The sequence below is a fragment of the Mesorhizobium sp. M0052 genome (assembly GCF_040323255.1).
GTDB lineage: Bacteria > Pseudomonadota > Alphaproteobacteria > Rhizobiales > Rhizobiaceae > Mesorhizobium.
This window is the reverse complement of record NZ_JAMYUS010000008.1, coordinates 125,426-145,647: the sequence shown is the minus strand read 5'-3', so window position 1 is coordinate 145,647 and position 20,222 is coordinate 125,426. Positions and strand designations below refer to the sequence as shown.

22 protein-coding genes are annotated in these 20,222 nt (G+C 62.5%); 14 read left to right on the top strand and 8 right to left on the bottom strand.

The features are described from left to right. Positions 1 to 203 precede the first annotated feature (203 nt). Entirely contained in the window at positions 204 to 902 is a 699-nt protein-coding gene (locus NKJ77_RS13110) for a cobalamin B12-binding domain-containing protein (RefSeq protein ID WP_023688118.1), read from the top strand. Positions 903 to 990: 88 nt separating this feature from the next. On the opposite strand, the gene NKJ77_RS13105 is transcribed toward NKJ77_RS13110, so the two are convergent. After that, the gene (locus NKJ77_RS13105; protein WP_023688117.1) at positions 991 to 1,131 is read right to left on the bottom strand and encodes an entericidin A/B family lipoprotein; all 141 of its coding nucleotides are present in this window, start codon (positions 1,129 to 1,131) and stop codon (positions 991 to 993) included. A 65-nt stretch (positions 1,132 to 1,196) separates the two neighbouring features. Here NKJ77_RS13105 and NKJ77_RS13100 point away from each other — a divergent pair, with 65 nt between their 5' ends. Continuing rightward, complete coding sequence (locus tag NKJ77_RS13100; RefSeq protein ID WP_023688116.1) at positions 1,197 to 1,838, top strand: DUF1638 domain-containing protein; 642 nt, start codon at positions 1,197 to 1,199, stop codon at positions 1,836 to 1,838. 15 nt (positions 1,839 to 1,853) lie between these two features. Here the strand turns inward: NKJ77_RS13100 and NKJ77_RS13095 are convergent, their stop codons facing one another. Then, positions 1,854 to 2,492, bottom strand: coding sequence for a hypothetical protein (locus NKJ77_RS13095; RefSeq protein ID WP_023739090.1), 639 nt, complete (start codon positions 2,490 to 2,492; stop codon positions 1,854 to 1,856). 11 nt (positions 2,493 to 2,503) lie between these two features. Between NKJ77_RS13095 and NKJ77_RS13090 the strand changes: the two genes are divergently transcribed. The 9 genes from NKJ77_RS13090 (at position 2,504) to NKJ77_RS13050 (ending at position 10,770) form a co-directional block, all read left to right on the top strand. After that, positions 2,504 to 3,079: a DUF4893 domain-containing protein gene (locus tag NKJ77_RS13090; protein ID WP_023700325.1), complete on the top strand. Its 576-nt coding sequence runs from the start codon at positions 2,504 to 2,506 to the stop codon at positions 3,077 to 3,079. Positions 3,080 to 3,189: 110 nt separating this feature from the next. Next, positions 3,190 to 3,972: a formyl transferase gene (locus tag NKJ77_RS13085; RefSeq protein ID WP_352535303.1), complete on the top strand. Its 783-nt coding sequence runs from the start codon at positions 3,190 to 3,192 to the stop codon at positions 3,970 to 3,972. Positions 3,973 to 4,160: 188 nt separating this feature from the next. Beyond that, positions 4,161 to 4,463 carry a virulence factor gene (locus NKJ77_RS13080; RefSeq protein WP_023670397.1) on the top strand — a complete coding sequence of 101 codons (303 nt, stop codon included), beginning with the start codon at positions 4,161 to 4,163 and terminating at the stop codon, positions 4,461 to 4,463. Then, positions 4,456 to 4,977 (top strand): methylenetetrahydrofolate reductase C-terminal domain-containing protein, encoded by a 522-nt coding sequence (locus NKJ77_RS13075; protein ID WP_352535302.1) that lies wholly within the window; start codon positions 4,456 to 4,458, stop codon positions 4,975 to 4,977. Before NKJ77_RS13080 ends, NKJ77_RS13075 begins: the two co-directional genes overlap by 8 nt. Beyond that, positions 4,974 to 6,065 (top strand): methylenetetrahydrofolate reductase, encoded by a 1,092-nt coding sequence (locus NKJ77_RS13070; RefSeq protein ID WP_023670395.1) that lies wholly within the window; start codon positions 4,974 to 4,976, stop codon positions 6,063 to 6,065. The genes NKJ77_RS13075 and NKJ77_RS13070 overlap by 4 nt, the downstream gene beginning before the upstream one ends. Positions 6,066 to 6,145: 80 nt before the next feature. Then, entirely contained in the window at positions 6,146 to 7,120 is a 975-nt protein-coding gene (locus NKJ77_RS13065; protein WP_023670394.1) for a methyltetrahydrofolate cobalamin methyltransferase, read from the top strand. Then, positions 7,071 to 9,200 (top strand): ASKHA domain-containing protein, encoded by a 2,130-nt coding sequence (locus NKJ77_RS13060; protein WP_352535301.1) that lies wholly within the window; start codon positions 7,071 to 7,073, stop codon positions 9,198 to 9,200. Before NKJ77_RS13065 ends, NKJ77_RS13060 begins: the two co-directional genes overlap by 50 nt. 186 nt (positions 9,201 to 9,386) lie before the next feature. Next, positions 9,387 to 9,554 (top strand): hypothetical protein, encoded by a 168-nt coding sequence (locus tag NKJ77_RS13055; protein WP_196813564.1) that lies wholly within the window; start codon positions 9,387 to 9,389, stop codon positions 9,552 to 9,554. Positions 9,555 to 9,804: 250 nt separating this feature from the next. Further along, on the top strand, positions 9,805 to 10,770 hold the full coding sequence (locus tag NKJ77_RS13050) for an alpha/beta hydrolase (RefSeq protein WP_352535300.1): 966 nt from the start codon (positions 9,805 to 9,807) through the stop codon (positions 10,768 to 10,770). Between the two features lie 124 nt (positions 10,771 to 10,894). On the opposite strand, the gene NKJ77_RS13045 is transcribed toward NKJ77_RS13050, so the two are convergent. Next, positions 10,895 to 11,794, bottom strand: coding sequence for a LysR substrate-binding domain-containing protein (locus NKJ77_RS13045; protein WP_023670389.1), 900 nt, complete (start codon positions 11,792 to 11,794; stop codon positions 10,895 to 10,897). Between the two features lie 202 nt (positions 11,795 to 11,996). On the opposite strand from NKJ77_RS13045, the gene NKJ77_RS13040 reads away from it, so the two are divergent. The 3 genes from NKJ77_RS13040 to NKJ77_RS13030 all read left to right on the top strand — a co-directional run bounded on the left by NKJ77_RS13040 (position 11,997) and on the right by NKJ77_RS13030 (position 13,968). Then, positions 11,997 to 12,182 (top strand): hypothetical protein, encoded by a 186-nt coding sequence (locus NKJ77_RS13040; RefSeq protein ID WP_023681786.1) that lies wholly within the window; start codon positions 11,997 to 11,999, stop codon positions 12,180 to 12,182. Between the two features lie 363 nt (positions 12,183 to 12,545). Then, a complete protein-coding gene (locus tag NKJ77_RS13035; RefSeq protein ID WP_023681787.1) occupies positions 12,546 to 12,680 on the top strand; it encodes a hypothetical protein in 135 nt (44 codons plus the stop codon). A 349-nt stretch (positions 12,681 to 13,029) separates the two neighbouring features. Further along, positions 13,030 to 13,968, top strand: coding sequence for a GlxA family transcriptional regulator (locus tag NKJ77_RS13030; RefSeq protein WP_348524244.1), 939 nt, complete (start codon positions 13,030 to 13,032; stop codon positions 13,966 to 13,968). 13 nt (positions 13,969 to 13,981) lie between these two features. Here NKJ77_RS13030 and NKJ77_RS13025 read toward each other — a convergent pair whose 3' ends face one another. The 5 genes from NKJ77_RS13025 to NKJ77_RS13005 all read right to left on the bottom strand — a co-directional run bounded on the left by NKJ77_RS13025 (position 13,982) and on the right by NKJ77_RS13005 (position 20,189). Then, on the bottom strand, positions 13,982 to 14,779 hold the full coding sequence (locus NKJ77_RS13025) for an ABC transporter ATP-binding protein (RefSeq protein WP_352535299.1): 798 nt from the start codon (positions 14,777 to 14,779) through the stop codon (positions 13,982 to 13,984). Next, positions 14,776 to 15,549, bottom strand: coding sequence for an ABC transporter permease (locus NKJ77_RS13020; RefSeq protein ID WP_023688107.1), 774 nt, complete (start codon positions 15,547 to 15,549; stop codon positions 14,776 to 14,778). The genes NKJ77_RS13025 and NKJ77_RS13020 overlap by 4 nt, the downstream gene beginning before the upstream one ends. A gap of 91 nt (positions 15,550 to 15,640) precedes the next feature. Beyond that, positions 15,641 to 16,591 carry an ABC transporter substrate-binding protein gene (locus tag NKJ77_RS13015; protein WP_023825777.1) on the bottom strand — a complete coding sequence of 317 codons (951 nt, stop codon included), beginning with the start codon at positions 16,589 to 16,591 and terminating at the stop codon, positions 15,641 to 15,643. 99 nt (positions 16,592 to 16,690) lie between these two features. Next, positions 16,691 to 17,536, bottom strand: a complete 846-nt coding sequence (locus NKJ77_RS13010; RefSeq protein WP_023730686.1) for a DUF1194 domain-containing protein — start codon at positions 17,534 to 17,536, stop codon at positions 16,691 to 16,693. A gap of 91 nt (positions 17,537 to 17,627) precedes the next feature. After that, complete coding sequence (locus tag NKJ77_RS13005; protein WP_352535298.1) at positions 17,628 to 20,189, bottom strand: GcvT family protein; 2,562 nt, start codon at positions 20,187 to 20,189, stop codon at positions 17,628 to 17,630. Positions 20,190 to 20,222 lie beyond the last annotated feature (33 nt).

The following is a 20,222-nucleotide window of genomic DNA, read 5'->3' as shown; positions in this document are numbered from 1 at the left end:
GTAGCCATGCACCCTATTCGAAACGGCCCGCCAGCGCCAACGCCTGTCGCAAAATCGACAAGAATTCCAATAGATTTGCGGTCGCTTTCCTTTTGCGGGAAGTCGCAAATCAGCTATGGATACCTGCCCCCGCCGGGTTAGGTATTGACGCGATTATTTTAAGCCGCCGTGATCGCATCCGCGCGGCAAGGAGCCCGAGAAAAATGGCCGACGACGAGATCATCCTCTCCGAGCTTTCCGACGACGAGTTGGTGCAGCAGATGCACGACGATCTCTATGACGGGCTGAAGGAAGAGATCGAGGAAGGCACCAACATCCTGCTCGAGCGCGGCTGGGTGCCCTACAAGGTGCTGACCGAAGCTCTGGTCGAAGGCATGCGCATCGTCGGCGAGGACTTTCGCGACGGCATCCTGTTCGTTCCCGAGGTGCTGCTGTCGGCCAACGCCATGAAGGCCGGCATGTTCATCCTGCGCCCGCTGCTGGCCGCCACCGGCGCGCCGAAGCAGGGCAAGATGGTGATCGGCACCGTCAAGGGCGACATCCACGACATCGGCAAGAACCTCGTCGGCATGATGATGGAAGGTGCCGGCTTCGACGTCATCGATCTCGGCATCAACAATGCGGTGGAAAAATACCTCGACGCCATCGAGCAGCACCAGCCCGACATTATCGGCATGTCGGCGCTTTTGACCACGACCATGCCCTACATGAAGGTCGTCATCGACACGATGAAGGAAAAGGGCATCCGCGACGACTATGTCGTCCTGGTCGGCGGCGCGCCGCTCAACGAGGAATTCGGCAAGGCCGTCGGCGCCGATGCCTATTGCCGCGACGCGGCTGTGGCGGTCGAGACCGCCAAGGACTTCATGAAGCGCAAGCATAACGTGCGCGCTTCAGCCTGATCTGTTCTGCAAGGCGTCTGGCCCACAATCGAAAGCCGCGCCTTGCAGCGCGGCTTTTTTGTTCCAGCTATTGGAACGGATGGCTGCGTCAGGGTTTGGTGACGGTGTCGTCGACGGCTTTCGCAGTCGATTTGATATCCCGGCCGACGCCACGGACGGTGTTGGCACAGGCCGTAAGCGCCAGGATGCAGGCAAGGATTGCAATCGGCGCAACGCGTAACAGTTTCATGGACGGTTTATCCCTCTCTCGATAGATTCGCCCCACAGCAACGAAGGCCGCTTCGACCGGGTTCCATGGCCAGAATGCAAAAAACGAAACCGAATCAAGACGACAGGCTGCTGGTCATCGCCTGTGGAATGATTGCGCGCGAAGTTTTGGCCGTCAAGGAGCAGCTCAAGCTCGACCATCTTGACCTGACCTGCCTGCCGGCGGAGTTCCATTTCTACCCCGACCGCATCGCACCGGCGATGGACAAGGCGATCGAAAAGGCCAAGGCGGAAGGCTATAGCAACATCTTCGTTGGCTATGCCGATTGCGGTACCGGCGGCATGCTCGACCGGGTCCTGGAGAAGCACGGCGTCGAGCGCATGGCCGGGCCGCATTGCTTTGCCTTCTACCAGGGCATGGACGCCTATGCGAAGGTCGCCGACGACGACATGATGTCGTTCTACATGACCGATTTCCTGTGCCGCCAGTTCGACGCCTTCTTCATGAAGCCGCTCGGCCTCGACAAGCACCCGGAACTGATCAAGGACTATTTCGGCAACTACCAAAAGCTGATCTACATCGCCCAGACCGACGATCCGGAACTCGACAAGGTCGCCGAGAAGGCCGCGAAGATGCTTGGCCTCGCCTATGAGCGCCGCTCGACCGGCTATGGCGACCTGACGACTGAATTGGCGCGGGTGGCGGCACATCCAGAAGAAGTGCGTTAGGCGCCCGACTTCGGATTATTTGCTCTCCGGTTGCGGATCCGACACGAAATCGACAACGCGGCCGTTGTCTAACCGGATCGGCCCTCTTGCAGTTGGATCCTTGCGCAAAGCCTCTGCAAGCAGAGCGTCGACTGTGTCGAGATTGACCTGCAGAATTGTGCGGTCGCCCAGTTCCCAGTACTCGCCTTCATCGAAGACGTCGAACTTGTCGAAAAAAGGAGCAACTTTGCGAAGCAACTCGATGATCTCGATATGCGCCTCCGACCCCGCAAACTGCGTCTTGCAATATTGCTGCATGAAGAGGTCCCTGTCGAACTCGAACCTTAGGCGATCCGACTTGGGATGCGGCAGGCATTCTATCCCCAAGACCGGGCCGATATAGTCAACGCTGCGTTCGTCGATGACCCGGTTGAGAACCATTTCGGCCTCGTCTATCGGTCGAAATCGCCAGTCTCGAGCGATGGCAAGCGCTTCAACTTCCTGCAACAGCGCAACATATTGTTCCTCTCCGCGCAGTTGTCCCTCAAAATGGATTGTAACCCCCACGCGCACCTCCCGCGGAACATACCGCTGTTTAAGCACGGATGACAGGCCGCCGCGAATGGGTAAGTGTGCACTGGAAGATAGAATCGGCTGCTCCAGCCGCGCCAACATGGATACCACCGATGACCCCTCGCGTCCTGCTCGCCGCCCTTGGCCTCCTCTGCCTCGTCTTGCCCGCTCGCGCCGACGGCGAGGTGCAGAAGATCATCACGCCTGCCGACAAGGTTCGCCTCGACAAATATGGCGAGACCCGCAAGGCGGCGCTGGCCGAGGCAAAAGCGGGAGACCCGGCTGAGGTCAGCCAACTCGACGCGCTGCTGGCAAAGCCGATAGTGGCCTTTTCCGACAAGGACCTGAGCGGCAACTGGCAATGCCGAACCATCAAGGTGGGCCTGACCGGCCCGCTGGTCATCTATGGCTGGTTCAAGTGCAAGGTCACGGACGATGGCTCCGGCTGGCAGCTGGAAAAGGTCAGCGGCTCGCAACGCACCAAGGGCCGTTTCTTCGACGATGGCGAAAAACGCGCGATCTATCTCGGCTCCGGCTATGTCAATGACAACAAGCCAAAACCCTATGGCAGCGGCCCGGAAAGCGACCAGGTCGGCTATGCCTTCCGCACCAGCGCCAATGAATGGCGCATCGAATTCCCGGCGCCCTACTACGAATCGAAACTCGACATCATCGAGTTCAAGCGCTGATCCGTTGGTCTCTCGCTGGCCGGGCGGTCATCAAGATTTAACCTCGCCCGGCACAGAATTGAGCCGGGCAGCGCACGGCAAATGGTTGCGCGCCGGCAAGAAAGCGCGCCATGGCATCAGCGGTTGAAAAAAGTGCTGCGATCGTCATCATCACCGAAGGCGGGCCGCACATCTGGGCCATCGTCAACGCCATCGCCGACCAGCTCGACCCTGTCAGCGTCATCCTCGAAAGCCCTGAATCCAAAAAGCAATTGCTGCTCGGCCGCGCGCGCCGCCAGGGCTGGTTTTCGGCCATCGGTCAACTCGGCACGATGGTGTTGACGAGGCTCGGCAAGCGCTTCTTCGCTGGCCACGCAGAGCGGCTCATCGCCGATCAGAAGCTTGAGACCGAGCCGAAGCCGGGACAAAAGATCATCCACGTCTCCTCCGCCAACGCAGCCGATTGCCTGCAGGCGATCGCCGACATCCGCCCGGGCGTGGTGCTGCTCGCCGGCTGCCGGCTCTTGTCCCGGCAGACGCTGGCGCAAATGCCCTGCCCGGTGCTCAACTACCACGCCGGCATCGCGCCCAAATACCGCGGCATGAATGGCGGCTACTGGGCGCTGGCCTGCGGCGACCCCCACAATTCCCCCCCCCCCGTCCTGCGGGCCCCCGCCGGCGCCGACACCGGCGGCGTGTTGAAACAGGCGCGCGGCAAGCCGGAGCCCGGCGACACTATTTCGAGCTATGCGTTGCGCCAGGCGGCGTTCTCGCGTGACATCTGCGTCGAGGCGGTCCGCGGTGCCTTGGACGGAAAGTTGGCCACGATCAAGCCGGACCTGCCCTCGAAACAATGGTACCACCCGACGATCTGGTTCTATCTCTGGACCGGCCTGACCAAGCGGGTTTGGTAGCCAGCCTTCCCTCGGAATCTCGCCTTTCTTTTTGCGACTCTCAATAGCGTCGCTTTTGAATGCGCGCGCGTCGTCCCATAACAAGCAGCCCCACTGCGCATCCGGCAATGCTCACACCAGCTGGATAAAGTGGTGGAACGTCGTTTCCCTCATGGACGCACGGCGCTCTACAGGGAGTGAGAGAATTCATGGCCGATCTGATTGTCGTCTATTGGCGCGACATCCCCGCCCAGGTCATCGTCAAGAAGGGCCGGCAGAACGCCAAGCGCGAACTGCCGCTGCGCTTCACCGAGGCGATCGATATGTGCGCCATGCGCACCGGCGCCGGCGGCACCGACGATTACCTCGCCGAATGGCGCAAGGCCGATCCAATCCCGGTCGGCGACGACCTCGAAGCCGAGGTCGAGAAGGCATTCAGCGACATCGACGCGAAATACGACCGCGAGCGGCTGGTCGCTCTGGTCAAGGCGGGCGGGAAAGAAAATGTCTGAAACCACTCCTGCCAAAGAGGGGCCAAGGGTTACCATCAGGCTGTGGTCCATCCGGCACTCGCGATTGCTCGAATGGTTCTACTCCAGGTTCGCCGACATGTTCCTGCTTCTTCATCCGCTTTGGAAAGGCCTCGGCTATGGGCGCGTCGAGGCGCCGATCAAGTTTGTCGAAAGGCGCGTCAAGGGCTTCATGTTCGACTGCCGCATGTGCGGCCAGTGCATCCTGTCCTCGACCGGCATGTCGTGCCCGATGAACTGCCCCAAGCAGCTGCGCAACGGCCCTTGCGGCGGTGTGCGCGCCAACGGCAATTGCGAGGTCGAGCCCGATATGCCTTGCGTCTGGGTCAAGGCCTGGGAAGGCTCGCGGAACATGGAGCATGGCGACAGGATCCTGACCGTGCAGAAGCCGGTCGACCAGTCGCTGCGCGAAACCTCGGCCTGGCTGCGGGTGACGGCCCAGTCGGCAGCGGCCCGTGAAGCAGCGGCCAAAGCCAACACTGGAGCGGCCGCGTGATCGGCCGCCAGCGCGATGAAAACCCGGCCGGCATCCATCTGCCGCTCGATCCGCTGCCCGGCCACTCCTCGCGTGGCCGGCTGGAGCGTGTGCTGCGGCGCGGCGAATTCGCGGTCACCACCGAGCTCAACCCGCCCGACAGCGCCGATCCCGAAGACGTCTATAACCGCGCGAAAATCTTCGACGGCTGGGTCGACGCCATCAATGCCGTCGATGCCTCCGGCGCCAACTGCCACATGTCGTCGGTCGGCATTTGCGCGCTGCTCACCCGCATGGGCTACGCGCCGATCATGCAGATCGCCTGCCGCGACAGGAACCGCATCGCCATCCAGGGCGACGTGCTGGGCGGTGCCGCCATGGGGGTCGCCAACATGCTGTGCCTCACCGGCGACGGCGTCCAGGCCGGCGACCAGCCCGGCGCCAAGCCTGTCTTCGACCTCGATTCCATGTCGTTGCTGGAAACCTGCCGCATCATGCGCGACAACGGCAAGTTCCTGTCCGGCCGCAAGTTGACGACGCCGCCGCAAATTTTCCTCGGCGCCGCCGTCAACCCCTTCGCGCCACCCTTCGATTTCCGCCCGATCCATCTCGGCAAAAAGATCGCCGCCGGCGCGCAGTTCGTGCAGACGCAATACTGCTTCGACGTGCCGATGTTCAGAACCTTCATGCAGAGGGCGCGGGACTTGGGGCATACGGAAAAAGTTTTCATCCTGTGCGGCGTCGGCCCGCTGGCTTCGGCCAAGACGGCCAAATGGATCCGCTCCAACGTGCCCGGCATCCATATTCCGGACGAGATCATCAAGCGGCTGGAAGGTGCGCAGGACCAGAAGAAGGAAGGCAAGCAGCTCTGCACCGACATCATCAACGAGGTGAAGGAAATTCCTGGTGTCTCCGGCATCCATGTGATGGCCTACCGCCAGGAGGAATATGTCGCCGAGATCGTCGATGAATCGGGCGTGCTGAAAGGCCGCCAGCCATGGAAACGCGAGATCCGCCACGACGATCAGATGGTCGCCGACCGGCTCGAGAGCATACTGCACGACGACATTACCGAAACGCAGGTGGATATGGTGAAGACCGCGCACTGACAGCGCGGACGGCCAGCCATTCGCTTGAATGAAACCAGACAACGATATAAAGAAATCTTTATATCAGGCGGAGAGACTTCATGACCCGGACCATCGTCGCCTCGGCGACACGAGAGATCATCATCGGCTTCGACCAGCCTTTCTGCGTCATCGGCGAGCGCATCAACCCGACCGGCCGCAAGAAGCTGGCCGCCGAGATGATCGCCGGCAATTTCGAGACCGTCATCAAGGATGCGCTGGAACAGGCCGCCTGCGGCGCCACCATGCTCGACGTCAATGCCGGCGTCACCTCCGTTAATCCGAACGAAACCGAACCCGGCCTGCTGGTGCAGACGCTGGAGATCGTCCAGGGCCTGGTCGACCTGCCGCTGTCGATCGACTCGTCGGTCACCGCCGCCATCGAGGCAGCGCTCAAGGTCGCCAAGGGCCGCCCGCTGGTCAACTCCGTGACCGGCGAAGAGGAAAAGCTCGAAGCCATCCTGCCGCTGGTCAAGAAGTACAATGTTCCGGTCGTCGCGATCTCCAACGACGAGACCGGCATTTCGATGGATCCGGATGTGCGCTTCGCCGTCGCCAAGAAGATCGTGCAGCGCTGCGCCGATTTCGGCATTCCGGCGCATGACGTCGTCGTTGACCCGCTGGTGATGCCGATCGGCGCGCTCGGCGATGCCGGCCGCCAGGTCTTCGCGTTGCTGCGCCGTCTGCGCGAAGAGCTCAAGGTCAACACCACTTGCGGCCTGTCCAACATTTCGTTCGGCCTGCCGCACCGCCACGGCATCAACGCTGCCTTCATCCCGATGGTGATCGGCGCCGGTATGACGAGCGCTATCATGAACCCGGTGCGCCCGCAGGAAATGGAAGCCGTGCGCGGCGCCAATGTGCTCAACGGCACCGACGAGAACTGCACCAACTGGATCCGCACCTACAAGGATTACAAACCGGCCGAAGGCGGCCAGGCGGTCGCAGCGCCCACCGCCGTTAACGCTCCGGGCGAAGGCGGCGGCAATGGCGGTCGCCGTCGCGGCGGCCGTGAAGCCCGCATGGCCAGGGGATAAGCGCGCAATCGTGAACTCGCCTGCAAACATTACTGATCCGCTCGTGCTGTTCATGCCGTCAGGCAAACGTGGGCGGTTTCCCGTCGGCACACCGGTGCTCGATGCCGCGCGTCAGCTCGGCGTCTATGTCGAGAGCGTCTGCGGTGGCCGCGCCACCTGCGGTCGCTGCCAGATCGAAGTGCAGGAAGGCAATTTCGCCAAGCACAAGATCGTCTCGTCTAACGACCACATCTCGCCCAAGGGCGCCAAGGAAGAGCGCTATGAGCGCGTCCGCGGCCTGCCCGAGCGGCGCCGCCTGTCCTGCTCGGCGCAGATTCTCGGCGACCTCGTCATCGACGTGCCGCAGGACACGGTCATCAACGCCCAGACCATCCGCAAGGATGCCGACACGCGCGTCATCGCCCGCGATGCGGCAATCCGCATGTGCTATGTCGAGATCGAAGAGCCCGACATGCACAAGCCGCTGGGCGATCTCGACCGCCTCAAGATCGCCTTGATGAAGGATTGGGGCTTTAAAAACCTCGAATTCGATTTCTACCTGATGCCGCAGGTGCAAGGCATACTGCGCAAGGGTAACTGGACCGCGACCGCCGCCATCCACAAGGATGCCGAAAGCGACATCGCCCGCGTGATCGCACTGTGGCCCGGCCTCAAGAACGAGGCCTATGGCCTGGCCTGCGATATCGGCTCGACCACCATCGCCATGCATCTGGTGTCGTTGCTGTCGGGCCGCGTCGCCGCCTCGTCAGGCACCTCCAACCCGCAGATCCGCTTCGGCGAGGATCTGATGAGCCGCGTCTCCTATGTGATGATGAACCCGGATGGCCGCGAAGGCATGACGGTCGCCGTGCGCGAGGCGATCTCGGGCCTCGTCGACAAGGTCTGCGCCGAAGGCAACGTCCAGCGCAACGACATTCTGGACAGCGTCTTTGTCGGCAATCCGATCATGCACCATCTGTTCCTCGGCATCGATCCGACCGAACTCGGCGGCGCGCCCTTCGCGCTCGCCGTCTCGGGCGCGGTGCGCATCAAAGCCTCCGATATCGGCCTGAAGCTCAACCAGGGCGCCCGCCTCTATATGCTGCCCTGTATTGCCGGCCATGTCGGCGCCGATGCGGCGGCGGTGACGCTGTCGGAAGGCCCGCACCGCCAGGACGAGATGATGCTGATCGTCGACGTCGGCACCAATGCCGAGATCGTGCTTGGCAACCGCAAGCGGGTGGTCGCAGCCTCCTCGCCTACCGGCCCGGCCTTCGAGGGCGCCGAAATCTCCGGCGGCCAACGTGCCGCCCCCGGCGCAATCGAGCGCGTGCGCATCGACCCCGATACGCTGGAGCCGAAATACCGCGTCATCGGCTCTGAACTCTGGTCCGACGATCCCGGCTTCCTCGATAGCGTGCAGGCGACCGGCGTCACCGGCATTTGCGGCTCCGGCATCATCGAGATCGTGGCCGAAATGTACCTCGCCGGCATCATCACCGAGGATGGAGTGATCGACGGGTCGCTGGCCGAGCGGTCGCCGCGCGTCACGGTCAACGGCCGCACCTTTTCTTATGTCTTGAAGGAAGGTGAACCCAAGATCACCATCACCCAGACCGACGTGCGCGCCATCCAGCTTGCCAAGGCGGCGCTCTATGCCGGCACCAAGCTTCTGATGGAAAAGCAGAACACCGAACACGTCGACCGCATCCATTTCGCCGGCGCCTTCGGCTCGTTCATCGATCCGAAATACGCCATGGTGCTCGGCCTGATCCCGGATTGCGACCTCGACAAGGTCTCGGCCGTCGGCAACGCCGCCGGCGCCGGTGCGCGCATGGCCCTGCTCAATCGCGGCTATCGCCGCGAGATCGAGGACACGGTCAGCCACATCGAGAAGATCGAGACCGCACTGGAGCCGAAATTCCAGGAGCATTTCGTCTACGCCATGGCGCTTCCCAACAAGGTCGATCCGTTCCCGAAACTGTCGGCGGCGGTGAAATTGCCGCCACGCAAGACCGTCAGCGAGGATGGCGTCGCCGGCGACGCCGCCCCGCGCCGGCGTTCGCGCGAAGGCCATGCCGCCAGGCGCAGCCGGGAATAAGCCGCCTTACGAAGGCCGCCAATTCGCCCAATTTCATTTGTATGCAAATGTTTCCAGATCGCACCGATCTGGAAACCGAAACGCTGTTTTGGCGCAATCCGTCCGATACAGACGTGAAGCATTTAACGGACATCGAATGGCGGACCGGACTATTCCGCCGCCACAACGCTCCAAAGGAGAATAGAGATGTTCGAGACCCTGGGCCGTTTTCGTGCGGCCATGAAGAATGCACAGGCCGTGCGCGCCATGAACAACCTGCCACCCGAAATCCAGAAGGACATCGGCTGGCCCGTGTCGCCGCGCATCGACGCCCAGACCAACCTGTCGCGTCTGATCCTGGGCTCGGGCCGCTGATGACCTTCGCCGACAAGTGCAAATTGCTGACCAAGCGCCGGGGCCGCCGCATGGTCCCGGCTGCGACCGACATCAAGCTGCGCGCCGCGCTGCTGCCCCGGCGCTGAGCCGCGCTGCGCAGAACCGCGGACGTGGCTGATCAAACAACCGTGTTAGCTTGGGCCAGAATCTTGACATTTCGGCTGGAGGTACGATCTTCGAGATAGTGGGGAATTCTCTTAGTCGGCTGCTGCCGAGCTTGTGTATTCGAATGCCCAGTTTCAAAAGCCACCTCGTTTCCTTCATCCTCCGGCACAGCCGCAAGAAGGCATTTGCCAGCCCGGAAAACCTGCAGCGCTGGATCGCCTATGCGCGCAAGACCGAGGATCATCATCCCCCGGCATTGCTGCGGGAGCGGCTCGATATCACCGAGCGCAGCGTCGATGGCTTCCCTGTCTACGAGATCGCGCCGAAGGCCGGCGAACGCAGGCGCATCCTCTACATGCATGGCGGCGCCTATGTCTTCCAGATCACATCCTATCATTGGGGGTTGATCGCCGAGATGGCCGAGCGCTTGGGTTTCGGAATCACCGTGCCGATCTATCCCATCGCGCCGGAGCATGATTTCCACGCCATGTTCGGCATGGTCGGCGACGTCTACCGGCAGATGCTGGATGAGACCGACGCTGAAGACATCGTCTTCATGGGTGATTCCGCGGGCGGCAACATGGCCGTCGTGCTGACCATGATGGCGGCTGAGGAAGGCCTGCCCTTGCCGTCGCGCCACGTGCTGATTTCACCCGGCCTCGACATGTCGCTGTCCAACCCCGAAGTGTTCGAGGCGGAACGCAACGATCCGTGGCTCGGCATTTCCGGCGGGCTGGAAGCGATCCGCATGTACAGTGCCGGCATCGATCGCAGCGACTGGCACATCAGCCCGCTCTATGGCGACCTCTCGGTGCTGCCGAAGACCCTGCTTCTGACCGGCTCGCACGACCTGCTCAGCCCCGACAATCTGATCTTCGCCAAAAAGGCGCGCGCTGCCGGCGTCGACGTCGAGGTCGTCTACGAGGAAGGCATGTTCCACGTCTGGCCGCTGATCGAGATGCCGGAGGCGCGTCGCGCCAGGGACAGCATCGTCACCTTCCTTGAAGGTGAGCCCACCAAGCGGCGCGCAACTGCGCGGCGCACGGCGCGACCCGCTCTCGCGGCGCGCCCCGCCCAAGCAGCGGAATAGCAGAGCAATTCCAGGAAAAGTGTAAAACGGTTTTCCCGGGAAAGCGTGTAGCGCTTTCCCTTGGGAATTGAGTCAAAACAAGGAGTTAGAGCGGCTCGCCGTTTCCGTGAAACGGTGAACCGCTCTAGAACTTGCCGGTTTCGCGGAAAAGCTCGAACGTCGCACGGATATGGTCGGCGACGGCCTTGACCGGCGCGCTGGCATCCGGCGACACCACCATCGCCAGATTGTAGGTGCCGATATCGGGCATGCCGTCCTTCGGGCAAAGCTCGACCATGTCGTTGCCCAGGAACGACTTCGGCAACGGTGCAACCGCGAGATCCGACATGATGGCGGCGCGCTGGCCTGCCGTGTGGGCGCTCATATAGGCGATGCGGTAATTGCGGCCTTCACGGCTCAGCGCATCGAGCGCGCCGGCCCGCCAGGCGCAGCCCTCTTCCCACAGCGACACCGGCAAAGGCTCGCGCAGATGCGCGCTGCCGCCCTTGGCGCCGGCCCAGACGATCGGCTCGGTGAGCAGCACCTCGGCGCCAAGTGCGCTGGTCTTGTAGGAATTGGTCAGCAGCGTGATGTCGAGCGCCCGGTCGTCCATGCGGCGGCGCAGATTGCTGCTCTGGTCGATGGTGACGTCGACGGCAATCGACGGATGCGACTGCGCGAAACGCTTCAGCACATGCGGCAACACGCGCTCGCCATAGTCGTCCGGCGAGCCGAGCCGCACCACGCCGACGATCTCGGGGATGATGAACTTCGACACCACCTCGCGGTTGATCGACAACAGCCGGCGGGCATAACCGAGCAGCATCTCGCCATCCGTGGTCAGCGTCACCGAGCGCGCATCCCGCGCGAAAACAGAGCGCCCGAGAATGTCCTCGAGCTTCTTGATCTGCATGGAGACCGCCGACGGCGTGCGGAACACCGCATTGGCCGCCGTGGTGAAACTGCCGGTCTCTGCAATGGCCACGAAGGTGCGCAAAACGTCGAGATCGAGCAGCGGCAGCGGATGATTGAGTGGGGCGTTCATCGGGATCGACCTTCAATTTTTCTGATGTGAAGCATCATTCCATTTCGTTTGATTGAACATCAGATTGGGAGGATAGTCAACTCCATCGAAGGCAGGACGTGCCATGGCTCCAACGCTCCTGACACGGAATTGCACTCGATGCGGAATATCCAGGCGACGGAACGCGTTCATGCGGGACGTGCCACAACCAAAGGAGAATGAAATGTCTATCCTGTCATCCATCGGTCGGCTTGCGACCGAATTGAGCGCGGCCCGCGCCCGCTTCCAGACCGAACGTGCGATCCGCTCGCTGCCGATCGAACTGCAGAAGGATATCGGCTGGCCTGAAGCTGCCGACACCAAGACCGGTGCACGCCACGGCGTCGGATCCTGGGCTGGAGCAAAGTAAACCATTGTGTACCTTGTGCTGAAGGCCTGCCGCGCAGACCAGCCCGGCAGGCCTTCTCTATTGGCCCTGCAGGCTTTCTCCAACTTATTTGCACTCAAATGATTTTCAGAGCCGTGTCGCCGCTGCATGGCGCATATGCGTCACTTGCATGGCGCCTCAATGTCGCCGGTAACACACTGTAAGTAATCGTAAATTTTGGGCAGCATGCCCAATAATGTCGCAAACGATGTCGCATTTCCATTCAAGCGCTTCGCATTTGCGATTTAGTTTCTGCTCACGCAGGCCTATATCACCGTCAGCAAACGAGCTGCCCCACTCCATCAAGCGAAGGCGACCCGTCTGAGCAACCGATAGGAGATGATGATGAAGCTTTTTGCCCGCCTCTTTGCCCGCCGCGAAATGAACCTGACGACCGCTCTCGAGCGCCAGCGCCTTGCCAATACCATGCCCGGCCAGACCGGTGCCATGAATGCGGTGCGCCTCGGTTTCGTTGCCTGAGATAACGGCTAGCGCTCAGCGCTTCCCTGCCGCTGCCGATAGTCGATAACAGCGCCGCTTCGGCTTGACCGAAGCGGCGTTTCTCATTTTTGGCACCTATGCCGCCGCCACCATGCCCAATCCGTCGGCAGCCCGTGCCTGTCATCCCGGACGATTGCTCATTTGCGACCCATGTCGCAAATATAGTTTCCGCTTAGCCCCCTAGCCGATTGACAGGAATGGTTTTTCCTGATGTCGCTGTGCTGTTCGCGACATCCTGTTCGCGCCATGGCCGCGTGAGGTTCCCTTGAACGCCGTAAAGCATCCGATCAAGCGATCGTTTGTATTCTTCCTTGTCCCGGACTTCACCATGATCGCCTTTGCGACGGCGCTCGACCCGCTGCGCTCGGCCAACCGCATGCTCGGCTATGAGGCCTATCGCTGGCGCCTCGCCAGCATCGACGGCAAGCCGGTGCGCGCCTCCAACGGCGTCGAATGCGCCGTCAACACCTCGCTCGAGGAAGAGCGCAAGAAAATGGCCGGGCCGGATCGGCCGAACATGGCCATCGTCTGCAGCGGCATGAATGTCGAGCGCTACCAGAACAGGTCGGCCTTCGCCTGGCTGCGCGAGGAATACAACAGAGGCGTCGCCGTCGGTGGCCTGTGCACCGGCGCGCATATCCTTGCCGCCGCGGGCCTGCTCTCCAACAAGCGCTGCGCCATCCATTGGGAAAACCTGCCGGGCTTTTCCGAGGCCTTTCCCAAGGCCAACGTCTTTGCCGACCTCTTCGAGATCGACCAGAACATCTACACCTGCGCCGGCGGCACCGCCGCCCTCGACATGATGCTCAAGCTGATCGGCGACGATTTCGACGACAATCTGGTCAACCGCGTGTGCGAGCAGGTGCTGACCGACCGCGTGCGCAGCCCGACCGACCGCCAGCGCCTGCCGCTGCGCGCCCGCCTCGGCGTGCAGAATTCCAAGGTGCTGACCATCATCGAACTGATGGAAGGCAACCTCTCCGAGCCGCTGTCGCTGATCGAAATCGCCGACCACGTCGACCTGTCGCGCCGCCAGATCGAGCGGCTGTTCCGCACCGAGATGGGCAGGTCCCCTGCCCGCTACTACCTGGAAATCCGCCTCGACCGCGCGCGACACCTTTTGATCCAGTCGTCGATGCCGGTGGTCGAAGTGGCGGTCGCCTGCGGCTTCGTCTCGGCGTCGCATTTCTCCAAATGCTACCGCGAGCTCTATGCCCGCTCGCCGCAGCAGGAGCGCGTCGACCGCAAGCAATTGCTGGCGGCCTGATCCGAAAACGCACTCAGGCTTCGGCGGGCTGCGCCTGTACTGTGCGCATCGCCTCGACGCGGATATCCTCGGTCAGCCGCGCCTTCAGGCCTGAGAATTCCGGGCTGGTCTTCAGCGTGTAGTGGCGTGGATGCGGCAGGTCGATGGCGACATCCGACTTGATGCGGCCTGGCCGCGCGCTCATCACGATCACCCGCGAAGCGATGAAGATCGCCTCCTCGATGTCGTGGGTGACGAACAGCACCGTCTTCTTGCGCCGCTCCCAGATGCCGAGCAGCAGTTCCTGCATCAGTCCGCGCGTCTGGTTGTCGAGCGCACCGAACGGCTCGTCCAGCAACAGGATTTCGGGGTCGTTGGCCAGCGCCCGGGCGATCGCCGTGCGCTGCTGCATGCCGCCGGACAGCTGCTTTGGCCAATGGTTCTCGAAGCCCTTGAGCCCGACGAGGTCGACATAGGAAGCGACGATCCCGTCTCGCTCCTTTTCGGCCATGCCGCGTTCGCGCAGGCCGAAGGCGATATTCTGCGCCACCGTCAGCCACGGAAACAGCGTGTAGGACTGGAACACCATGCCGCGATCCGGTCCCGGCTGCGTCACCGCGTTGCCGTCAAGCAGCACACGGCCTTCGCTCGGCGCTTCCAGTCCGGCAACGATCCTGAGCAGCGTCGACTTCCCGCAGCCGGACGGCCCCAGAATGGTGATGAAGTCGTTGGCCGCGACCGCAAGGTCGACCGGCATCAGCGCCTTGACCGGCTGCCCGCCGCGCACGCCGGCGAAGGTTCGCGAGACGCCTTCGATAAGCAACTTGCTCATGCCAGGCTCCAGGGAAAGAGCCAGCGATTGAACGCCTTGAAGGCGAAGTCGGACAACAGTCCGATCAGCCCGATGACGATGATGCCGAAGATGATCTGCCCTGTCGCCAGCCGCGACTGGCTGTTGATGATCATGTAGCCGATGCCTGAGGACGAACCGATCAGCTCGGCGACGATGACATAGGTCCAGGCCCAGCCGAGCACCAGCCGCAGCGTCTCGGCAATCTCGGGCGCATTGGCCGGCATGATGACCCGTTTGACGATACCGCTGTTGGTCGAGCCCAGCGTATAGGCCGCCTCGACCAGGTCGCGCCGCGTCGAGCCCACCTTGACCGCGACGATCAGGATGATCTGGAACACCGAGCCGACGAAGATGACCAGCAGCTTTTCCAGCTCGCCAATGCCGGCCCACAGGATGAGCAGCGGAATGAAGGCCGAAGCCGGGAGGTAGCGGGCGAAGGAGACGAACGGCTCCAGAAACGCCTCTATTGGTTTCCAGGCGCCCATGGCGATGCCGATCGGCACGGCGACGATCGACGCCAGCAGGAACCCGCCGAAGACCCGCCAGATGGTGATCAATATGTCGAGCCAGAAGCGGTCCTCGACCAGCAGCCGCCAACCATCCCGCAGCATCGACAGCGGGTCGGCGAGGAAGATGCGGTTGACGTGGCCGCCAAGCGTGATCCACGCCCAGAAGGCGACGAACAGCACGAAGAAGGAAATGCCAAGCACGGTTCGAATGCCCGGCGACACCGGATGCAAGGGGCGCATCTTCAGATCGTCCGCATCGTCAAATCATCACTTGTCCAGGAGAGAGCGACGGCCCTAGGCGCCGCCGCACAATGGTCAAAGGCGAGGCCTGTCAGTTCGCCACCGCGCTGGTGTCGGCCAGCGTGGCAACGTCTGGCGCTTCCTTGATCAACCCCATCTGCAGCAGAAGCTCGCCGGCGGTCTTGGAAAAGTCCTGGAATTCCTTGGTGAAGAACTGCTTGTTTTCCGCCTTGTCGGCCCATTTCAGGTATTTCGCCGAATCCTCGAATTCTTTCGCAGACTGCTTCACGTCGGCGCCCATGATCTCGTAGGATCTCTGCGGATCGCTCTTGATCAGGTCGAGCGCTTCGAAATAGCTGTCGGCCAGCGCCTTGGCGGCGTCGGGATTGGCGGTGAGGAATTCAGGCGTGCAGCCGACCGTGTCGAGCACCATCGGGTAGTCGAGCGTGGTCGCCAATATGTGGCCCTGATCGGACTTGTCGCGCACCGCCGAGATGAACGGCTCATAGGTGACCGCCGCATCGTTCTGGCCGGCCAGGAAGGCTTGCGCCGCCGCATCCGGTTCCAGGTTGACGACGGTCACATCCTTGGTCGACAGGCCGTTCTTGTTCAGCACCCAGGCCAGCATGAAATAGGGCGACGTGCCCGGCGCCGAGGACGCGACATTCTTGCCCTTGAGGTCGGCGACGGTCTTGATGTCGTTGCGCACGACAATGCCGTCGGCGCCATAGGATTTGTCGAGCTGGAAGATCTGCTTGGTGGTCACCCCTGAGGCGTTCCACACCAGCCAGGTCTCGACCGTGGTGGCGGCGCATTGCAGGTCGCCGCTGGCGATGGCGAGCGGCCGGCTGGCCTGCGGCACCTTCTTCAGGGTCACGTCGAGGCCATGCTTCTCGAAGATGCCGGCCTGCTTGGCGAGCGTCAGCGGCGCAAAGCCGGTCCATCCGCTGATGCCGATGGTGACCGATGTGGCAGCCTCGGCCGGCACGGATATTGCAGCCGCAAGCGCCAATGCCGCGGCAGCGACGATGGTCTTGTTCATGTCGGTTCCCCTTGTTTTTTCGGATGTCGAATTGTGTCACAGACGCCCATGGGCTTGTCAATGAAGCCGGCCCTTCACGGCAGCGTGATGATGCGCACGCTAACGCGCATCGAACATCCAGCTGCGGTCGCGCCACATCTTTTCGCCGACCTGGCAGTCGGTCGGCCGGTCCTGCGCCAGCACCACCAGCGGATGCCCGGCCTCCTCGCTCGCCCGTTGCGGCGAAGCGGCGCCGGCCAGCTCCAGCACCAGCTTGCGGCGGATCGCTTCGGGAAACTGCGTCCAGTCATTGACCGGGATCATGAAGGATCCGGGACCGCCGATGACGCAGTCGCTGTAGTAGCGGTCGAGATTGTTGACGTCATAGGCGCCGCCGAACCCGCCGCGCGTCATCAGCGGCAGGCCGTTGATGATGATGCCTTGCTTGACCACCGCGTCGCGGGTGATGTCGACGGGCGCGCCCTGGTTGTTGGGGCCGTCGCCGGAAATATCGATGACGCGCTTTGTCCCCTGAAAACCGCTTTCGGCGAACAGATCGCTGCCGAATTCCAGCGCGCCGGAAATCGAGGTGCGCCGGGCGCTGGCCGGCGGATGGGCGGAAAGCTGCGCGGCCACCCGCTCGGCATCGGCCCGGCTGGCGATCACCGTCCACGGCACGACGACCTGCTGCGTGGTCGCTCCCGCCCATTCGACATAGGTGACGGCGACCTTGCCGTAGGCGCCATCGGCGATAGCCTGCAGCACATTGTCGTGCGTCAGCGCCGCCGCATAGCCGTGACGCTGGATTTCGAGTTCGCCCGGCGACATCGACAGCGACACGTCGACGGCCAGCACCAGCTCGACGTCGACCGGCTCGGCGGCTTGAACCGGCGGCACCAGCCAGAGCCCCAGCGCCAGCGCGGCGCTGCCTGAAAGGAAATGTCGTGCGCAAGAAAAAGCAGACATGCCCGAAGGTAAGCGAAAACCGGCTGCTGACAAAGCAAAAAGCCCGGAGAGGTGCCGGGCTTTTCGATGTGTTGGTTGGAACCTATGACGCTCAACTCCGCGGTTTCAAATTCTCCGGATCGTAGAGCGGCTTGTAGCCGACGGCAGCCACCTCGACCGGGTAGGTCTCGCCGAAATATTCGATGGCGAACTTGCGGCCCTCCTGGGCATGGGCCCAGGGCAGATAGGCGAGGCCGATGTTCTTGCCGATGGTCGGGCCATAGGCCATCGACGTGGTGAAGGAGCGGCGGCCGAGTTCGTCGACAAGGGTTTCGCCGGTCTTCGGATCCATCACCGGCATGGTGCCGACGGGATAGCGGGCAACACCCTTCGAATCGACGTTTTCCGTCATCACCAGCGTGCACAGGATCGCCGGCTGGTGTTCGCGGGCGCGGTATTCGACATGTTTTGCCTTGCCGCAGAAATCGTTCTCCTTGACCTTCGGTCGGGCAAGGTCGGCCTCGAGCAGATTGTACTCGGTCAACAGGTCGGCGTTCTGCAGGCGCAGGCTCTTTTCCATGCGCCGGGTGTTGGCATAGGTCTCGACGCCGAACGGCATGACCCCGGTCGAGCGCAGCGCGTCCCAAACGGCCAGGCCGTCTTCGTAACGCATATGCAGTTCCCAGCCCTGCTCGCCGACATAAGAGATGCGGAAGGCGGTGACGTCCTTGCCGCCGATCCTGACCGGCTTGATCGCCGCGAACGGGAAGTTCTCGAGCGAGAGACCATCCGGACTTTCGACCACTTTCCGCAGCGTCGCCCGCGCGTTCGGTCCCCAGATGCCGATGGTGACATATTTTTCCGTCACGTCGGTGATGGTGACGTCAAAGCCTTTGTCCTGCGCGGTGCGCTGCATGTAGCGGAAGTCGCGCGGGCCGGCGTCGGCGCCGTCGATCAGCCGGCAGCGGTCGGCCATGCGGATGACGGTGAAATCGGCGCGCACCATGCCTTCCTCGTCGAGGAAGTGGGTGTAGATACCCTTGCCGATATTGTTGTCGCCACCAATCTTGGCCGCGCACAGCCACTCCAGCAGCGCGACATGATCCGGCCCTTCGATGTCGTACATCGAGAAATGCGAGAGGTTGACGATGCCGCAATCCTCGCTCATCGCCAGGTGCTCGGCATTGGACACCCGCCAGAAATGGCGATTGTCCCACTCGTTCTCACGTATGGGAACCCGGTTGCCATACTTCTCCAGCAGATGCTCGTTGGCGGCATAGCCATGCGCGCGCTCCCAACCGCCCAGCTCCATGAAGTAACCGCCAAGCTCCTTCTCGCGCTCCCAGAACGGCGAGCGGCGGATGTTGCGGCCTTTGGAGAACGGCTCGCGCGGATGCACCGCCGGATTGTAGACCTTCATCGCCGTCTCGGTGCAGCGATCCCAGATGAACTGCTCTTTCGTCTGGTGCGGATAGAAGCGCGCATAGTCGATGGCGTGATGGTCGATTTCCGTGCGGCCGTCCGTCATCCAGTCGGCGATCAGCTTGCCCATGCCGGGGCCGTCCTTGACCCAGATGGCGACGGCGTACCAGAGGCCCCTCACCTTCTGGCTCTCGCCCATGGACGGGCCGCCATCGGCGGTCACCTGCAACAGGCCGTTGAAGGAATGGCTTTCGTTGTAGCCGAGTTCGCCCAGGATCGGCGTCAGTTCCATGGCGCGCTCCAGCGGCGCCAGGATCTGCTCCATGTCGAGATCGCGCTGCGACGGCGACAGCCGCGCCTGATCCTTTTCCAGCAAATCGCGCGGATGGCAAAGACGCGGATTGGTCTCTTCGTAGTAACCCCATTCGATCTGGCCGCCTTCGGCGGTCTTGGGATCGCCGGTGTCGCGCATATAGGCCGAATTGCCTTGGTCGCGCAGCAGCGGCCAGCCGATCTCCTTGCCGGTGCCGGCGAATTGATTGTAAGGCCCGAAGAAGGTCAGCGGATGGTCGATCGGCATGACCGGCAGGTCTTCGCCGACCATCTCGGCGATCAGCCGGCCCCAGATGCCGGCGCAGACGATGACATAATCGGCCATGATCGTGCCGCGGTCGGTGACGACGCCCTTGATGCGGCCTTCCTCGACGATGAGAGATTTGGCGGGCGTGTTGGCGAAGGATTTGAGTTTCCCCGTAGCTTCCGCCTGGTCGACCAGCTTGCCGGCGACGGTCTGCGAGCGCGGGATGACCAGGCCGGCGTCCGGATCCCACAGGCCGCCCTGCACCATGGACTCTTCGATCAGCGGGAATTTTTCCTTGATCTCGGCCGGTTCGATCAGCCGGGCGCGGGTGCCGAAGGATTTGGCCGAGGCGATCTTGCGCTTGATCTCGTCCATGCGGCTGTCGTCACCGACACGCGCCACTTCAAGGCCGCCGATGCGGGCGTAATGGCCTATCTTTTCGTAGAAATCGATGGAGTAGAGCGTCGTCCAGCAGGACAGGAAATCATGGCTGGTGGTGTAGCAGAAGTCCGAGGCGTGCGCGGTCGAGCCGATGTCGGTCGGGATGCCCGACTTGTCGATGCCGACAATGTCGGTCCAGCCGCGTTCGATCAGATGATGGGCGATCGATGCGCCGACAATGCCACCCAGGCCGACGATGACGACCTTCGCCTGTTTCGGAAACTCTGCCATTGCCGCGACTCCAAGGGGATAAAGCGGGCGTGT

Excerpts from the sequence above, each read along its gene's own strand:
- NKJ77_RS13110 (WP_023688118.1), top strand. The coding sequence starts at position 204 with ATGGCCGACGACGAGATCATCCTCTCCGAGCTTTCCGACGACGAGTTG.
- NKJ77_RS13105 (WP_023688117.1), bottom strand. The coding sequence starts at position 1,131 with ATGAAACTGTTACGCGTTGCGCCGATTGCAATCCTTGCCTGCATCCTG.
- NKJ77_RS13100 (WP_023688116.1), top strand. The coding sequence starts at position 1,197 with ATGGCCAGAATGCAAAAAACGAAACCGAATCAAGACGACAGGCTGCTG.
- NKJ77_RS13095 (WP_023739090.1), bottom strand. The coding sequence starts at position 2,492 with ATGTTGGCGCGGCTGGAGCAGCCGATTCTATCTTCCAGTGCACACTTA.
- NKJ77_RS13090 (WP_023700325.1), top strand. The coding sequence starts at position 2,504 with ATGACCCCTCGCGTCCTGCTCGCCGCCCTTGGCCTCCTCTGCCTCGTC.
- NKJ77_RS13085 (WP_352535303.1), top strand. The coding sequence starts at position 3,190 with ATGGCATCAGCGGTTGAAAAAAGTGCTGCGATCGTCATCATCACCGAA.
- NKJ77_RS13080 (WP_023670397.1), top strand. The coding sequence starts at position 4,161 with ATGGCCGATCTGATTGTCGTCTATTGGCGCGACATCCCCGCCCAGGTC.
- NKJ77_RS13075 (WP_352535302.1), top strand. The coding sequence starts at position 4,456 with ATGTCTGAAACCACTCCTGCCAAAGAGGGGCCAAGGGTTACCATCAGG.
- NKJ77_RS13065 (WP_023670394.1), top strand. The coding sequence starts at position 6,146 with ATGACCCGGACCATCGTCGCCTCGGCGACACGAGAGATCATCATCGGC.
- NKJ77_RS13060 (WP_352535301.1), top strand. The coding sequence starts at position 7,071 with ATGGCGGTCGCCGTCGCGGCGGCCGTGAAGCCCGCATGGCCAGGGGAT.
- NKJ77_RS13055 (WP_196813564.1), top strand. The coding sequence starts at position 9,387 with ATGTTCGAGACCCTGGGCCGTTTTCGTGCGGCCATGAAGAATGCACAG.
- NKJ77_RS13050 (WP_352535300.1), top strand. The coding sequence starts at position 9,805 with ATGCCCAGTTTCAAAAGCCACCTCGTTTCCTTCATCCTCCGGCACAGC.
- NKJ77_RS13045 (WP_023670389.1), bottom strand. The coding sequence starts at position 11,794 with ATGAACGCCCCACTCAATCATCCGCTGCCGCTGCTCGATCTCGACGTT.
- NKJ77_RS13040 (WP_023681786.1), top strand. The coding sequence starts at position 11,997 with ATGTCTATCCTGTCATCCATCGGTCGGCTTGCGACCGAATTGAGCGCG.
- NKJ77_RS13035 (WP_023681787.1), top strand. The coding sequence starts at position 12,546 with ATGAAGCTTTTTGCCCGCCTCTTTGCCCGCCGCGAAATGAACCTGACG.
- NKJ77_RS13030 (WP_348524244.1), top strand. The coding sequence starts at position 13,030 with ATGATCGCCTTTGCGACGGCGCTCGACCCGCTGCGCTCGGCCAACCGC.
- NKJ77_RS13025 (WP_352535299.1), bottom strand. The coding sequence starts at position 14,779 with ATGAGCAAGTTGCTTATCGAAGGCGTCTCGCGAACCTTCGCCGGCGTG.
- NKJ77_RS13020 (WP_023688107.1), bottom strand. The coding sequence starts at position 15,549 with ATGCGCCCCTTGCATCCGGTGTCGCCGGGCATTCGAACCGTGCTTGGC.
- NKJ77_RS13015 (WP_023825777.1), bottom strand. The coding sequence starts at position 16,591 with ATGAACAAGACCATCGTCGCTGCCGCGGCATTGGCGCTTGCGGCTGCA.
- NKJ77_RS13010 (WP_023730686.1), bottom strand. The coding sequence starts at position 17,536 with ATGTCTGCTTTTTCTTGCGCACGACATTTCCTTTCAGGCAGCGCCGCG.
- NKJ77_RS13005 (WP_352535298.1), bottom strand. The coding sequence starts at position 20,189 with ATGGCAGAGTTTCCGAAACAGGCGAAGGTCGTCATCGTCGGCCTGGGT.